This is a genomic window from Aeromonas sp. sif2416 (genome assembly GCF_019218665.1).
In the GTDB taxonomy this organism is placed as follows: Bacteria; Pseudomonadota; Gammaproteobacteria; order Enterobacterales; family Aeromonadaceae; genus Aeromonas; species Aeromonas encheleia.
In genome coordinates this window covers 287729-301515 of record NZ_JAHUXC010000004.1, presented here as the reverse complement: position 1 = coordinate 301515, position 13787 = coordinate 287729, and the positions used below count along the sequence as shown (strand labels likewise).

Here is a 13787-nt window from a genome sequence, read left to right as displayed (position 1 = left end):
CAATGATGACCCGATTTGCCATTGCCTTCCCTGGACAAGGCTCCCAGAGCGTCGGCATGCTGGCCGAGCTGGCCGAGCAACACGTCGTGATTAAAGAGACCTTCGCCGAGGCGAGCCAGGTCCTGGGTTATGATCTGCTCAGCCTAGTGCTGGACGGTCCTGCCGAGGATCTGAACAAGACCTGGCGCACCCAACCCGCGCTGCTGACCGCCTCCGTCGCCCTGTGGCGCCTGTGGCAGCAGCAGGGTGGGGCCACTCCCGCCGTCATGGCCGGTCACAGCCTGGGCGAGTACTCCGCCCTGGTCTGCAGCGGTGCCCTGGACTTCGCCGATGCGGTCAAGCTGGTCGAACTGCGTGGCTTGGCCATGCAGGAAGCCGTGCCGGAAGGCACCGGCGCCATGGCCGCCATCATAGGTCTGGACAACGAGTCCATCGCCGCCAACTGCGAGAAAGCGGCGCAGGGCCAGGTGGTCTCCCCGGTCAATTTCAACTCCCCGGGCCAGGTGGTGATCGCCGGTCACAAGGAAGCGGTCGAGCGTGCCAACCTGCTGATGAAAGAGTCCGGCGCCAAGCGTGCACTGCCGCTGCCGGTCTCGGTGCCGTCTCATTGCGCCCTGATGCAACCTGCCGCCGAAAAATTGGCAGCGGCGCTGGATGGGATCGAGATCAAGGTTCCAACCATCGCAGTCATCAATAATGTCGACGTATCCTGTGAACAGGATCCGGCCGCCATCAAGCAAGCCCTGGTGCGTCAGCTGTTCAGCCCGGTTCGCTGGACCGAAACGGTCGAGCGGATGGCGAACGATGGCGTGACCCTCGAGATCGAGATGGGACCGGGCAAAGTATTGACCGGGTTGGCCAAACGCATCGACAAGCGCGTGGAAGGTATCCATGCCAACGATGCCGCCTCATTCGAGCAGGCGCTGGCCCAGATCAAGTAAACAGGAGCGAGTCATGAGTTTTACCGATAAGGTTGTGTTGGTCACCGGAGCCAGTCGTGGTATCGGCCGTGCGATTGCCGAAACTTTTGCGGCCCGTGGCGCGAAAGTGGTGGGGACCGCGACCAGCGAGAGCGGTGCCGAGGCCATCAGTGCCTACCTGGGTGAGCAAGGCTGTGGCATGGCGCTGAATGTGACCAGCCCAGAATCCATTGAAGCCGTCTTCGCCGCCATCAAGGCGCGCTTTGGCGACATCGACATCCTGATCAACAACGCGGGCATCACTCGCGATAACCTGTTGATGCGGATGAAAGATGATGAGTGGAACGAGATCATCGACACCAATCTCACCTCTCTGTATCGTCTGAGCAAGCCGGTATTGCGTGCCATGATGAAGAAGCGTCACGGCCGCATCATCAGCATAGGTTCAGTGGTCGGAACCATGGGCAATGCGGGTCAGGTCAACTATGCTGCCGCCAAGGCGGGCTTGGTTGGCTTCACCAAGTCGCTGGCCCGTGAAGTGGCATCCCGTGGTATCACGGTGAATGCGGTGGCGCCCGGTTTTATCGAGACCGATATGACCAAGGCCCTCAATGATGAACAGCGTGCCGGCATCATGAATCAGGTGCCTGCCGCCCGTTTGGGTGATCCGAAAGAAATTGCTGCCGCTGTGGTATTCTTGGCGTCTGATGACGCTGCTTATATCACCGGCGAAACCCTGCATGTTAATGGCGGGATGTACATGGTGTAATCAATTTGTCGTGAGATCTGTTCAAATTTGCGATAATACGCCGAAGTTTGGCGAATTTCGTGGTTTGACCAGCGGCAAGCTACTTGCAAACTCACGTCAATTGAATACACTACCCCAACCAGACGCAATAGCGTATTTTTAAAGGAAAATTCAGGTCATGAGCAACATCGAAGAACGCGTAAAGAAAATCATCATCGAACAACTGGGTGTTAAAGAGGAAGACGTTAAAAACGCTGCCTCCTTCGTCGACGACCTGGGCGCTGACTCTTTGGATACCGTTGAACTGGTAATGGCGCTGGAAGAAGAATTCGATACCGAAATTCCTGATGAAGAAGCCGAGAAGATCACCACTGTTCAAGCGGCTATCGATTACATCACCGCTAATCAGGAATAAGTTCCTGTTCTGAAAGAAGCGGCCCAAGGGCCGCTTCTTTTATGTTTACTCCCTTTCAAAATACCTCTCGGAGACTAGCTCAGTGTCAAAACGCAGAGTCGTGGTGACCGGCCTGGGGATGCTTTCCCCGGTGGGCAACACTGCCGAATCCAGCTGGCAAGCCCTGCTCAACGGGCAGAGCGGCATTTCCCTCATCGACCATTTTGATGCCAGCGAGTTCGCTACCCGTTTCGCCGGTCTGGTCAAGGATTTCGACCCCGAACAATTCGGCATCAACCGCAAAGAAGCCCGCAAGATGGATCTCTTCATCCAGTACGGCGTGGCGGCGGGTGTGCAGGCGCTGGATGATTCCGGTCTGGTCATCAACGAAGAGAACGCGGAGCGGGTTGGCGTGGCCATCGGCTCCGGCATCGGCGGTCTGGGTCTCATCGAGCAGAACCACACCAGCCTGATGAACGGCGGCCCGCGCAAACTGAGCCCCTTCTTCGTGCCCTCCACCATCATCAATATGGTGTCCGGTCATCTCTCCATCATGAAGGGGTTGCAAGGTCCGAACATCGCCGTGACCACAGCCTGCACCACCGGCACCCATGCCATCGGCATGGCCGGTCGCATGATCGCCTACGGTGATGCAGACGTGATGGTTGCCGGCGGCACCGAGAAGGCTTCCACCCCGATGGGGATGGGTGGTTTCGCGGCGGCCAAGGCGCTCTCCACCCGCAACGACGAGCCACAGAAGGCGAGCCGCCCCTGGGACAAGGATCGCGACGGTTTCGTGCTGGGTGACGGCGCCGGGGTGCTGGTGCTGGAAGAGTACGAACACGCCAAGGCGCGCGGTGCCAAGATCTATGCCGAACTGGTCGGTTTTGGCATGAGCGGCGATGCCTATCACATGACGGCGCCTCCCTCTGACGGTAACGGTGGCGCCCGCGCCATGCGCAACGCCATCAAGGATGCCGGCATCGCGCCTGAGGCGATCGGCTATATCAATGCCCACGGCACCTCCACCCCCCTGGGTGACGTAGCCGAGCTGCGCGGCATGAAGAAGGTGTTTGGCGAGCACGCCAGCGCCCTGATGATCAGCTCCACCAAGTCGATGACCGGCCACCTGCTGGGTGCTGCCGGCGCCATCGAGGCCATCATCACCGTGCTGGCGCTGCGCGACCAGCGGGTACCGCCCACCATCAATCTGGATAATCCGGATGAGGAGTGCGACCTGGATCTGGTGCCCCATGTGGCCAAGGCGGGTCAGTTCGATTATGCCTTGTCCAATTCGTTTGGTTTCGGCGGCACCAATGGCTCCCTGATCTTCAAACGCGTATAATTCTCGCTGGGCGGCTTGCTAAGCGAAGAGTCGGGCCCGATACCAAGTATCGGGCCTTTTTTATCGGAGGGATCCACTTGCTGATCAATGGAATACCAACAGATACCTTATCCGCAACGGATCGTGGACTGGCATACGGAGACGGCCATTTCACCACCATGCAGGTGCTGGACGGGCGGGTGATCTGGTGGCCGCAGCACCTGGCGCGATTGCAACATGCCAGCGCCAGACTCGGTTTTGCCGAGTTGCCCTGGGACCTGCTGACCGAGGAGGTGGCGCAACTTGCGGCAGGGCAGACGCAGGCTGTCGCCAAGATAGTGCTGACCCGTGGCAGCGGTGGTCGGGGCTATGACGGCGCCGGTTGCCAGTCGCCCACCCGCATAGTGTCTCTGGCCGAGTACCCGGCGCACTACCCGGAGTGGCGGCAACAGGGCATAGAGGTGCTGGTCTGCCAACAGCGACTCGGCGATGCGCCCATGCTGGCGGGGCTCAAGACCCTGGGTCGGTTGGAGCAGGTGCTATTAAAAAGCGAACTTGCTGCGCGCGGCAGAGTCGAAGGTATAGTATTGAACAGCCGCGGATTTCTGGTAGAAGGAGTCAGCGCAAATCTGTTTTGGCGTCGCGGCAAGACGGTGTTCACGCCGGATCTCTCCCACGGGGGGATCGATGGCATCATGCGCCGCCGCGTGATGGCGATGCTTAAACAGATGGGCATTGAACTGCGTGTCGTGGAGGCTCCGTTGGAGTCACTGTGGCAGGCCGAAGAAGTATGGCTGACCAATACCCTGATGGGCATAGTGCCGGTGACCGGCATCGGGGATCATCAGTATCCCAGCCCGGTATTGATCCGCCGTTTACAGGAGCGTTTGGTCATTGAAGTTTAATCGGCTTTACACCCTGCTCGCGGGGGCGGCGCTGACAGTTGCCGTCGCCGGGGGCTATGTATATTACAAATGGCAGCAGGTGGAGACGCTCACCAACAAGGGGCCGACCCGCCTGTTCACCGTCGAGAAAGGGGCCCACGCGGCGCGCCTGATCGCCGAGCTGGGGGAGGGGGAAACCAGTCCCTGGGCGGTGCGACTCTGGCTGCGTGGTCATCCCGAGCTGGTCGCCATCAAGTCGGGCACCTACGAGATCAAGGAAGGGGCGCCGCTCAAGGATGCCCTCTCCCTGTTTGCCTCCGGCAAGGAGTTCCACTTCAGCCTCACCTTCGTCGAAGGCTCCCGTTTTGAGGACTGGCTGAAGCAGCTCTCCGGCGCACCTTATCTGGAGCGGTTGACCGTGGAGCAGACCGAGGAAGATCTGGCCCAGGAGCTTGGCATCGAGAACGGCAAGCTGGAGGGCTGGTTCCTGCCGGAGACCTACGCCTATACCACCCATGCCAGCGACATCTCGATCCTGCGCCGCGCCTATCAGGACATGAAGGCCTTCCTGCAGGAGAACTGGGACAAGCGTCAGGCCAACCTGCCTTACAAGACTCCGTACGAGGCGCTGATCATGGCCTCCATCATCGAGAAAGAGACAGGTCAGCCGGACGAGCGGGCGCAGATCGCCTCGGTGTTCGTCAATCGCCTGCGCCTTGGCATGAAGTTGCAGACCGATCCTACCGTCATCTACGGGGTCAAGGACAGGTACGATGGCAACATCCGTCGCAGCGATCTGACCGACGTGAACCCGTACAACACCTACGTGATCGACGGTCTGCCGCCCACCCCCATCGCCATGCCGGGCAAGGCCTCCATCGAGGCGGCGCTCAATCCCAAGTCGACCGATTATCTCTATTTCGTCGCCAAGGGGGGCGGGGCCCACCAATTTTCCAAGACCCTCGACGAGCACAATAGAGCGGTTCGTGAATACATATTGAAGAAACCCTAATGTCTAAATTTATCGTAATTGAAGGACTGGAGGGGGCAGGGAAGAGCTCCGCGGTACGCTATGTGACCGACTATTTGCGCAGCCATGGCATCGTTCGGATCGAGTGCACCCGCGAACCCGGTGGCACGCCACTGGCCGAGCGGATGCGGGCCATCGTCAAGGAGGTGCACGACGAGCGCCTCACCATCGAGGCCGAGTTGCTGCTGATGTATGCCTCCCGGGTGCAGCTGGTCGAGACCCGGATCAAACCGGCCCTGGCCGAAGGGATCTGGGTGGTGGGGGATCGCCACGATCTCTCCTCCCGCGCCTATCAGGGCGGTGGTCGTGGCATAGACGCCGCCTTGATCGACGCCATCAAGCAGGCGGTGCTCGGCAACTTCAAGCCGGATCTGACGCTCTATCTCGACATAGATCCCGCGCTCGGTCTGCAGCGGGCCCGCCATCGCGGCGAGCTGGATCGCATCGAGCTGGAGCAGCTCAGCTTCTTCGAGCGCACCCGCGCCCGCTATCTGGAACTCGCGGCCAAGGATGATTCCATCCTGGTGATCGATGCCGGGCAGACCCCGGAGCGGGTCAAGGCCGCCATCGAGGCCGCACTGGACCATTACCTGTCGAACGAGCGCCTATGTATCCCTGGCTGATCCCGGACTGGCAGGCCCTGAGTCAGAGTGCCCAGAGCGGTCGCCTGGGTCACGCTTGGTTGCTGCTCGGGGATCCTGGGCTTGGCAAGGAACAGCTGGCCGAGCGATTGGCCCGCCTGCACCTCTGTCAGCAACCTGTGTCGGGGGAGCCCTGCGGTCAGTGTCACTCCTGCCAGCTGTTCGACAAGGGCCATCACCCGGATCTCGGCACTATCGCCGCCGACAGCAAGACCATAGGCGTCGAAGCCATTCGCGAGATCTGCGGCCGCTTGCAGAGCACCGCCCAGCTCGGGCGGGGCAAGGTGGTGATCATTCCGGAGGCGGAGCGGATGACGGAGTCCGCCGCCAACGCCCTGCTCAAGACCCTGGAGGAGCCGGCCGGCGACAGCCTGCTGCTGCTGATCGCATCCAGGGTGTCTCGCCTGCTGCCTACCATACTGAGTCGCTGCCATAAACATGTCTGTCAGCTGCCGGCGGAGGGGGATACCCTGCGCTGGCTGGCCGAGCAGGGGCATCAGGCCACCCAGGCCCAGGTGCGGATCTGCCAGGGGGCGCCGCTGCGGGTGTTGCGCTATATCGAAGAGCAGCAGGATGTTGCCCGGCGGACGCTGCTGGAGAGTTTCGTCGCACTGACCCAGGCGCCGACCCGCGCCACCAGCGTCTGTACCCAACTGGCGGAGGAGAGTCAGGTCCGCCTGCACTGGCTGCAGCTATTCTTGTGTGACGCCCTCAAGACCCAGGCCGGTTGTGGCCATCACCAGCTGGCGATGCCGGATCTGGCCAGCCTCAGCCAACAGCTGGCCGAGCGGCACTCCAGCGAGAAACTGCTGGAGGCGGAGCAGCAGCTCGTCGCCCTGAAAGCGGCCTGCCAGCCGGGTCAACTCTCCAATCCCACCATCCATCTGATGAACTGGCTCAGTCGCTGGTTATGACAAGCTTTAAGGTCGTGTATGTTACTCGTTGATTCCCATTGCCACCTCGATCGCCTCAGCTATGGCAGCAAGCAGACCGACATGGCCGATGTGCTGGCCAAGGCGGCCGTTCAGGGGGTGGGATACTTCTTGTGTGTGAGCGTCACTCAGCAACAGTTCCCGACCATGCTGGCGGCCATCACCCCTTATCCCCAGGTATTTGCCTCCTGCGGCGTGCACCCGCTCAACCAGGATCCCGGTGTGGACGCGGATCTGCTGCTGACCCAGGCGGCAGACTCCAGAGTGGTGGCCATCGGTGAGACCGGGCTCGATTACTTCTATTCACCGGAAAACAAGGAGGTGCAGCAAGCCTCCTTCCGCGAGCATATCCGGGTGGCCCGCGCCCTGAATAAACCCCTCATCATCCATACCCGGGATGCCCAGCAAGATACCCTGCAGATCATGCGCGAAGAGGGGGCCGATCAAGTCGGCGGTGTGTTGCACTGTTTCACCGAGTCTTTGGAGATGGCACAGGCCGCGATGGAGATGGGCTTTTATATTTCCATCTCGGGTATCGCGACCTTCAAGACGGCCACGGCCCTGCAAGCCGTGGTCAAGGCACTGCCACTGTCACGGCTGCTGGTCGAGACCGATTCTCCTTATCTGGCCCCGGTGCCTCACCGGGGGAGGGAGAACGAACCGGCCTTCGTGCGAGACGTCGCCCAGTTTATCGCCGACCTGCGCGAGATCCCGCTCACGGAATTGGCCGAAGCCACCAGCCATAACTTCTTCGAATTATTCAAGCTGGCAAAAAAGTGATCCATGAGGCCCCATAAACCGGGGCCTCATTCTTTTAAATGTTCAGCATAATCAGCCGCACCATTCCCACCTCAATCAGTCGTTATCTCTCACAAAGCATTTCCTGACCAAGCTCCAATAACCTGGAGAACCAGCTCTATTTCCCATTGTAGTTTCGGGAGAGATGCGGAGGTCGATGGGGTTAAACTGAGATATCATAAGTATCGATAATATTCATTATCGATACTTGATGTACCTGAAAGATCCTGTAAGATCCTCCTAAACTCCGCATAGAATCATAGACTTAAGTGGCATATCCAACCGTCTCACCCCCTGTTCACCAGTCCTTGCAGGCCGTGTTCGATCCCGCGCTCAATAACCGGGCCCGGCGGTTCCTGCGCAGTGCCAAGGCGGACTCGACCCTCAACGCCTATCAGGCAGATACCCGCATCTTCGTGTTCTGGTGTCAGCTGCACGGGCTGGATCCACTGCAAACCAGCCATCACGACATCATGAATTTTTTGGCGGATCAGGCCGATGGCATTCTGGCCGACTGGGTATGGCTGGACAGGGAAGAGGGGAAGGGGGAGCTGCGCAACGGCGAACCTCGCAAGCCGGCCACCCTAGTGCGGCGACTGGCTGGGATCCGCTACGCCTTCAAGCAGAAGGGCATTCATCCCATGCCGACCGAGCATGCGGAGATCAAAGAGATGATGCGCGGCATAGTGCGCCTCGGTGATAACCGCAAACGCAAGACGGGAGCCTTGACCCTGCAACCCCTAACGCGGGTGCTCGATGAGATAGACACCTCCAATCTGGCCGGTTTGCGGGATCACACCCTGCTGCTGTTGATGTTCAGCGGGGCCCTTCGTCGTTCGGAAGCCGCCCGCATCGAGGTGAGCGACCTCGATTTCGTGGGGCAGGGGATCCGACTTAGGCTCAAGCCGAGCAAGCATCAGCTCCATGAAACCGAGATCGCGCTCATTCCTGGCAAGCAACATTGCCCGGTGTCGGCCCTGAGTCGCTGGTTGAAAGCGAGCCGGCTAAGCCAGGGCCCGCTGTTTCGGCGGATGACCCGCTGGGGACAGCTCACCGCGGATCCCCTGGGCCCGCAGGGCATCAACCTGATGATAAAGCGGCGCACCGGCCAGGCCATCGACGATCTCTATGTCAGTGGCCATAGTCTGCGACGGGGATTCATCACCTCGGCCGTGACCGCCGGCAAGCCGATGAACAAGATCATCGAGGTGACAAGGCACAAGGACATGCGTACCCTGCAGGAGTATTTCGACGATGCGCACAAGTTCTCCGATCATGCCCTGGAAGGCTTGCTTTGAATTAACCGCGCCACCATATTATTTATGTTAAATACTATCTCTTTGATCCTGTTACCTATAATCCAATCCCTTCTGAAGGGAGCGGGGCGGATGAGAGAAATGCCATAGGGCGGCTCTCCACCAAGAGTGAGAGATAACGAGTCACAATAGTGAACGATGCAAGGTCATATGAGCCAGGAAATAACAGCGAATGAAGTGCAAGACAATGCCGAGCGGCAGCGTCAGCATGTGAAGCGCAAGCAGGAAACCCACAGTCGGCTGCAGTGCTGGATCAGCAATCGCCACGCGCAGCGGTTGCAGGAACTCGGTCACCATCTGGAAGACAGTCAGGCGTCGCTCATCGAGCAGGCTATTGATCTGCTCTACCAACATGAGCTGGTGCCACAGATCCGCTCCGAGCAGGCGTTGACGGAGACTATCGAATAAGATGCCGAGCGGGCGAACATAAAAAAAGCCAGGTACGAATTCCTTGTACCTGGCATAGGGGAATTGGCTCCTTGCAGAGCCGTGCGCTAATTGATATGCGGATTGCCTTAATCTTAGACAAGGCTAGAGGCATTTCAAGATCTGACTAAAAGTTCAACCAGAGTGTGGGTTTTCCAGACTCGAACAGGTTTTACACCCGCGGCGACGCTTCGGTTCAGGAGGCAACCTTACTTCCGGCTGCCAGCCTGTTGAAGGCTCAGATGTTGAACAGATTGTTGTCACGCACCAGCTCGCGGGGCAGGGCATTCTTGATGCGACTCCCGACCCATTTCCCCATCCCCAGCGGATGTCCCTGATAGCGGACGATCACCTCGCCAGTACCAGCCTCCAGCTCGGGCCAGACATCCCGCCCCATCATGAATTCACGGGCGTTGGCGACATCCAGCTCGACGAATCCCCGGGTGGCCAGACTGCCATAGGCCAGCGCCCATTCGTGGGTCAGTCGATACCCCTTCTTGAAGGTCTCTGCCAACTTGATGCCGATGCGATCGAAGCGCAGCTTGCCCCGCACCTGTTCAAACGCCTGGGGGAAGAGCCAGATCTCGTCGCTGCGACCGGACAGCTGACCCCGCGGAACTATTCCGAAGCTCGCCTCAATCTCGCACAACATGGGCTCGGCCTCTTTCGCCGGCAACGGGGAGAAGGGGAACTTGCCAAGCTTGCCTGGCTTGAACATGGTGTTCGGCACAGAGTGGTGCTTGCGCAGCCTGGCGACGAAGAAGCCCTCGCTGTCGAAGATCTGGGGCCAGACATGGAGGTAACCTTCTGCGGTGCAGGCTTGCTCGGCACCGGGGAACAGACCGGCAAGGGAATCAAAGCTCAGGGCATCGCCGAACTGGTCCAGCAGGGACTGGCAGATGGCCTGGTTCTCCTGCTCGCTCAGGGTACAGGTGGAATAGACCAGCACGCCGCCCGGCTTGAGCGCATGGAAGGCACTCTCCAACAGGCCCTGCTGCACCGCGGCGATCTCGTCGATGCTCTCTATGCTCCAGTTGCGCAAGGCATCTTCGTCCTTGCGCACAGTGCCTTCTCCCGAGCAGGGGGCATCGAGCAGGATGGCATCGAAGGTCTCCGGCAACCACTGGCCAAACACCTTGGCATCGAAATGGGTCATGCCCACGTTGGTCACGCCACAGCGCTGGATGTTGGCACTGAGTACCTTGAGCCGGCTGCTGGAATATTCGTTGGCGATCAGCATCCCCTGGTTATCCATCAGGGCGGCGATCTGGGTAGTCTTGGAGCCCGGCGCCGCCGCCGCATCCAGTAACATGCCATCCCGCTTGATCTTGTCGCTCGCAAACAGTGCCGTCACCGGCAGCATGGAGCTCGCCTCCTGGATGTAGAACAGGCCGCTCAGGTGCTCGGCGGTGTTGCCGAGGGGCACTGTCTCATCGGCGCGAACCAGCCAGAAGCCGGTCTCACACCAGGGTACGGGATCCAGCTGCCAACCCAGCCCCTGCATCCGCGTGACGAAGGCCGGCACTGTGATCTTGAGGGTGTTGACCCGGATGCTGCGCCGCAGCGGTCGCCGACAACTCGCCACAAACTCCTCCATGGAGAGGTGCGCCGGCATGATGGCCGCGATATGGCGTAGGAAGTGATCGGGAAGATAGGTGTTATCGTGCACGGCGCAGTCTCGCTGACCCAAAATGAGGGGCCATATCCTATCACAGGATAAGGGTTTTCTTTAGCGAGCTTGCTGGATGGCGTGGGAGAGCTGAATGAACAAACCCGGCAGAATGCCGGGTTTGGAGATAACGACAACAACGGATCAGGGTTGGATGCGGGGGCTCCACTCCAGCCACTCTTTCTCCGCCTTGCCATACAGCGGATAGCGGTGGCCAGCCTTGACGGTCGGTCCCATCTCCCGCTCCGGGGTGTTGAAGGCGATGCCGCCGGCCAGCAGGCTCTGCACGGTTTCCACCTCTATGGTGCCACCGGTCAGACCGATGTCGGCCTTGACGCCGGACACATTCCAGAAGCGACTGTTGGCGCGCACCAGATGGGCGTACTCCCGATCGACGTTCACGTCGATCAGCACCTCGCTGCCATCCCGGGCCAGTGCCACCCCGGTGACGCTGCCAACCATCAGTTTGCGGAACAGCAAGGGGCTGCCGACGCTGATGCCGCTGACCGACGGGCTCCTGAGGGTCAGCTCCAACCCGATGGGGCCGCTCTGGCTCAGGGGGAAGCGATCCTTGCCCGCGCCCTGGCCCGGGCTCGCCTCGACGAAGGATCCCTTGATCAGGGTATCGAGATGGGCGACGCCGCCCAGCCCCAGCTTGGCCTGTATCAGGGTGAACCTGGCCCCGGACTGCAGGAAGCGCGCGGCGTACTGCTCATCCAGCTCGGCCTTGAAGCTCACCTGACCGAGGGAGGGGTCCAGTTCGATCTGCTCCACCTTGCCGATGTCGACCCCCCGATAGCGAATGGGGCTGCCCACACCGAGCCCGGGATTGTGCTCGGCGGTCAGCGTCAGCGTCCGCACCCGGGTTCTGGCCTGCTCCTTGCTGTCGAACAGCTGGTGACTGCTGCGGCCGGTGCCGAGCCGATCAAACTCGATGCCGCCGCGCAGCAGGGTGGCGAGGTTCCCCATCTTGACCTGTACCCCGTCCAGCCGGATCTTGCCGTCGATGGCCGCTTTCTTCCAGAACTGGAGCTGCTGCTTGAGCAGGGGCGCATAGACGGCATCGATCTCCAGGGTGATCTCCACGCCGCGGTCATCCGCCTTCAACCCCTTGACCTTGCCGGCCTCCAGTCCCAGATAGAGGACCGGCGAGCCGATGCTGACGCCATCCGCCTGTTCGGCGCGCAGCAACCAGTGTTGTGGCCTGGCGTTGCGGGTGCCAAGCAAGGCCAGTTCCTGACTGGGGTAGAGCCGGTCGATGCGCTCACCCGCGGGGGCCTGGACCAGCTTGATCCCGCCCGCCAGCCAGGCGCTCGCCGGGCTGGTGTCCACCTTGATACCGCTCAGATTGGCCTCGATCTGCAGGGGGGCGGCGCGATAGAAACGCGCCCCCTTCAACAGGTGACTATGGTTCTCGTTCACCAGCAGGCTGACGCTGGCATTGCCCTTGGCATCCAGGGTCAGGGGACCTACCTGGCCGATCTGCAAGCCTTTGAACCAGAGCGGCGCACCCTCGCTCAGACCGGCGAGATCGTCGGCCTGCAGGGTCAGCTTGATGCCGCCGCGCTGGGCCTGACTCTCCAGAGTCATGGTGCCGACCCTGGCACCCGCCACGTAGTCGAGCCGGATGGCCGGCCCCGCCAGCAGCCGATCCGCATGCTTGAGCCCGCTCGGGGAGAGCGACACCGTCTCCCAGACGAGGCGGCTCTTGCCGGTCACCCGAAATGCCTGCTCCGGGTTGACCAGGGCGGTGACGATCCGGCCCTGCTCGGTCAGGCGGATGGGGTCGACCCTGCCGATTTCGATCCCCTCATAGAGGATGGGCATCCCTTCCTTGATCGGCAGATCCCCCGCCTGGATGCTGATGCGCTCACCCCGCGCCGCTTCGGCCAGTCCCTTGTAGAGGGTGAAGTTCAGCCCCTTCTGGGCGACCGGCGACGCTTTGGGGGAGTCGAACGCTATGCCGCCACTCAGGATGGAGGCGAGGCTGCCGGCCTCCACATTGACGCCAGCCAGACTGAAGGAGCCCTTGATGCCGCTGATGTTCCAGAAGCGGGTGTCCATCTTGACCAGGTGTTCGAAGCGCGGCTCGATCACCAGATCCAGGATCACATTCTGGTTGTCCTCGCTGAGGCGGGTGTTGATGACGCTGCCAACCTCTAGCCCGCGGAAATAGATCTTGGCACCGATGCCGACCGATCCCAACGAATCGGCGGTCAGGTGCAGGGTCCGCCCCTGGGCCTGATAACCGGGGGGAGGGCCGTCCTGGGCATCGAACTCATCCTCCAGCGGGTTGTTGTCCCGGCCGGGCTGCAGGTTGATGTAGTTGCCGGAGACCAGGGTATCGAGGCCGGAGATCTCGGTCAGCGAGGCCTTGGGGCTCACCAGCCAGAATGCGGAGCCCTTGCGGATCAGCGGCCGGGCGCGGCTGTCTATCTTGGCCAGCACCGCTATCTTGCGACCATCCTGAGCCAGTACCAGCTCCTGCACCACCCCGATGGCGACCCCCTGATAGCGTATCTGGGTCTTGCCCGGCAGAATGCCGTTGCCCTGGGCAAAGTTGATGCGAATGATCTGACCACTGCTCGTCCACTGCTGGTAGATGAAACCGCCCGCCAGCAACAACGCTATGACGGGCAATAACCAGACTGGGGATAACCAGCGATGTTTCTCGATGACGGGTTCAGCCCCGATCATAACGACTC

Annotated in this window: 13 protein-coding genes; 11 read left to right on the top strand and 2 right to left on the bottom strand. The window is 60.7% G+C overall.

Annotated features, from left to right (window positions below):
- The first annotated feature begins 5 nt into the window (after nucleotides 1-5).
- The 11 genes from fabD to KW821_RS10560 all read left to right on the top strand — a co-directional run bounded on the left by fabD (nucleotide 6) and on the right by KW821_RS10560 (nucleotide 9395).
- Complete coding sequence (fabD, locus tag KW821_RS10610) at nucleotides 6-941, top strand: ACP S-malonyltransferase (RefSeq protein ID WP_218291419.1); 936 nt, start codon at nucleotides 6-8, stop codon at nucleotides 939-941.
- A 13-nt stretch (nucleotides 942-954) separates the two neighbouring features.
- On the top strand, nucleotides 955-1689 hold the full coding sequence (gene fabG / locus KW821_RS10605; RefSeq protein WP_042654765.1) for a 3-oxoacyl-ACP reductase FabG: 735 nt from the start codon (nucleotides 955-957) through the stop codon (nucleotides 1687-1689).
- Between the two features lie 157 nt (nucleotides 1690-1846).
- Nucleotides 1847-2083, top strand: a complete 237-nt coding sequence (gene acpP, locus KW821_RS10600) for an acyl carrier protein (protein WP_005300909.1) — start codon at nucleotides 1847-1849, stop codon at nucleotides 2081-2083.
- Between the two features lie 82 nt (nucleotides 2084-2165).
- Nucleotides 2166-3407: a beta-ketoacyl-ACP synthase II gene (gene fabF, locus KW821_RS10595; RefSeq protein ID WP_042654764.1), complete on the top strand. Its 1242-nt coding sequence runs from the start codon at nucleotides 2166-2168 to the stop codon at nucleotides 3405-3407.
- 77 nt (nucleotides 3408-3484) lie between these two features.
- Complete coding sequence (gene pabC, locus KW821_RS10590; protein WP_218291418.1) at nucleotides 3485-4291, top strand: aminodeoxychorismate lyase; 807 nt, start codon at nucleotides 3485-3487, stop codon at nucleotides 4289-4291.
- A complete protein-coding gene (mltG, locus tag KW821_RS10585; RefSeq protein WP_042654762.1) occupies nucleotides 4281-5282 on the top strand; it encodes an endolytic transglycosylase MltG in 1002 nt (333 codons plus the stop codon). The genes pabC and mltG overlap by 11 nt, the downstream gene beginning before the upstream one ends.
- A complete protein-coding gene (gene tmk, locus KW821_RS10580) occupies nucleotides 5282-5923 on the top strand; it encodes a dTMP kinase (RefSeq protein ID WP_042654761.1) in 642 nt (213 codons plus the stop codon). Before mltG ends, tmk begins: the two co-directional genes overlap by 1 nt.
- Nucleotides 5908-6855, top strand: coding sequence for a DNA polymerase III subunit delta' (holB, locus tag KW821_RS10575; RefSeq protein WP_218291417.1), 948 nt, complete (start codon nucleotides 5908-5910; stop codon nucleotides 6853-6855). The genes tmk and holB overlap by 16 nt, the downstream gene beginning before the upstream one ends.
- Before the next feature lie 18 nt (nucleotides 6856-6873).
- Complete coding sequence (locus KW821_RS10570) at nucleotides 6874-7653, top strand: TatD family hydrolase (protein ID WP_218291416.1); 780 nt, start codon at nucleotides 6874-6876, stop codon at nucleotides 7651-7653.
- Nucleotides 7654-7940: 287 nt separating this feature from the next.
- The gene (locus KW821_RS10565) at nucleotides 7941-8969 is read left to right on the top strand and encodes a site-specific integrase (protein ID WP_126623323.1); all 1029 of its coding nucleotides are present in this window, start codon (nucleotides 7941-7943) and stop codon (nucleotides 8967-8969) included.
- A 168-nt stretch (nucleotides 8970-9137) separates the two neighbouring features.
- On the top strand, nucleotides 9138-9395 hold the full coding sequence (locus KW821_RS10560; RefSeq protein WP_218291415.1) for a RepB family protein: 258 nt from the start codon (nucleotides 9138-9140) through the stop codon (nucleotides 9393-9395).
- Nucleotides 9396-9651: 256 nt separating this feature from the next.
- On the opposite strand, the gene rsmF is transcribed toward KW821_RS10560, so the two are convergent.
- Nucleotides 9652-11082, bottom strand: a complete 1431-nt coding sequence (rsmF, locus tag KW821_RS10555; protein WP_218291414.1) for a 16S rRNA (cytosine(1407)-C(5))-methyltransferase RsmF — start codon at nucleotides 11080-11082, stop codon at nucleotides 9652-9654.
- A gap of 144 nt (nucleotides 11083-11226) precedes the next feature.
- Nucleotides 11227-13779 carry an MlaD family protein gene (locus KW821_RS10550; RefSeq protein ID WP_218291413.1) on the bottom strand — a complete coding sequence of 851 codons (2553 nt, stop codon included), beginning with the start codon at nucleotides 13777-13779 and terminating at the stop codon, nucleotides 11227-11229.
- Nucleotides 13780-13787: the final 8 nt, after the last annotated feature.

What these genes read in the sequence shown, in the direction of transcription:
- KW821_RS10550 (WP_218291413.1), bottom strand. Translation starts at nt 13,779, where the DNA reads ATGATCGGGGCTGAACCCGTCATCGAGAAACATCGCTGGTTATCCCCA.
- tmk (WP_042654761.1), top strand. Translation starts at nt 5,282, where the DNA reads ATGTCTAAATTTATCGTAATTGAAGGACTGGAGGGGGCAGGGAAGAGC.
- KW821_RS10560 (WP_218291415.1), top strand. Translation starts at nt 9,138, where the DNA reads ATGAGCCAGGAAATAACAGCGAATGAAGTGCAAGACAATGCCGAGCGG.
- fabG (WP_042654765.1), top strand. Translation starts at nt 955, where the DNA reads ATGAGTTTTACCGATAAGGTTGTGTTGGTCACCGGAGCCAGTCGTGGT.
- acpP (WP_005300909.1), top strand. Translation starts at nt 1,847, where the DNA reads ATGAGCAACATCGAAGAACGCGTAAAGAAAATCATCATCGAACAACTG.
- KW821_RS10570 (WP_218291416.1), top strand. Translation starts at nt 6,874, where the DNA reads ATGTTACTCGTTGATTCCCATTGCCACCTCGATCGCCTCAGCTATGGC.
- fabD (WP_218291419.1), top strand. Translation starts at nt 6, where the DNA reads ATGACCCGATTTGCCATTGCCTTCCCTGGACAAGGCTCCCAGAGCGTC.
- holB (WP_218291417.1), top strand. Translation starts at nt 5,908, where the DNA reads ATGTATCCCTGGCTGATCCCGGACTGGCAGGCCCTGAGTCAGAGTGCC.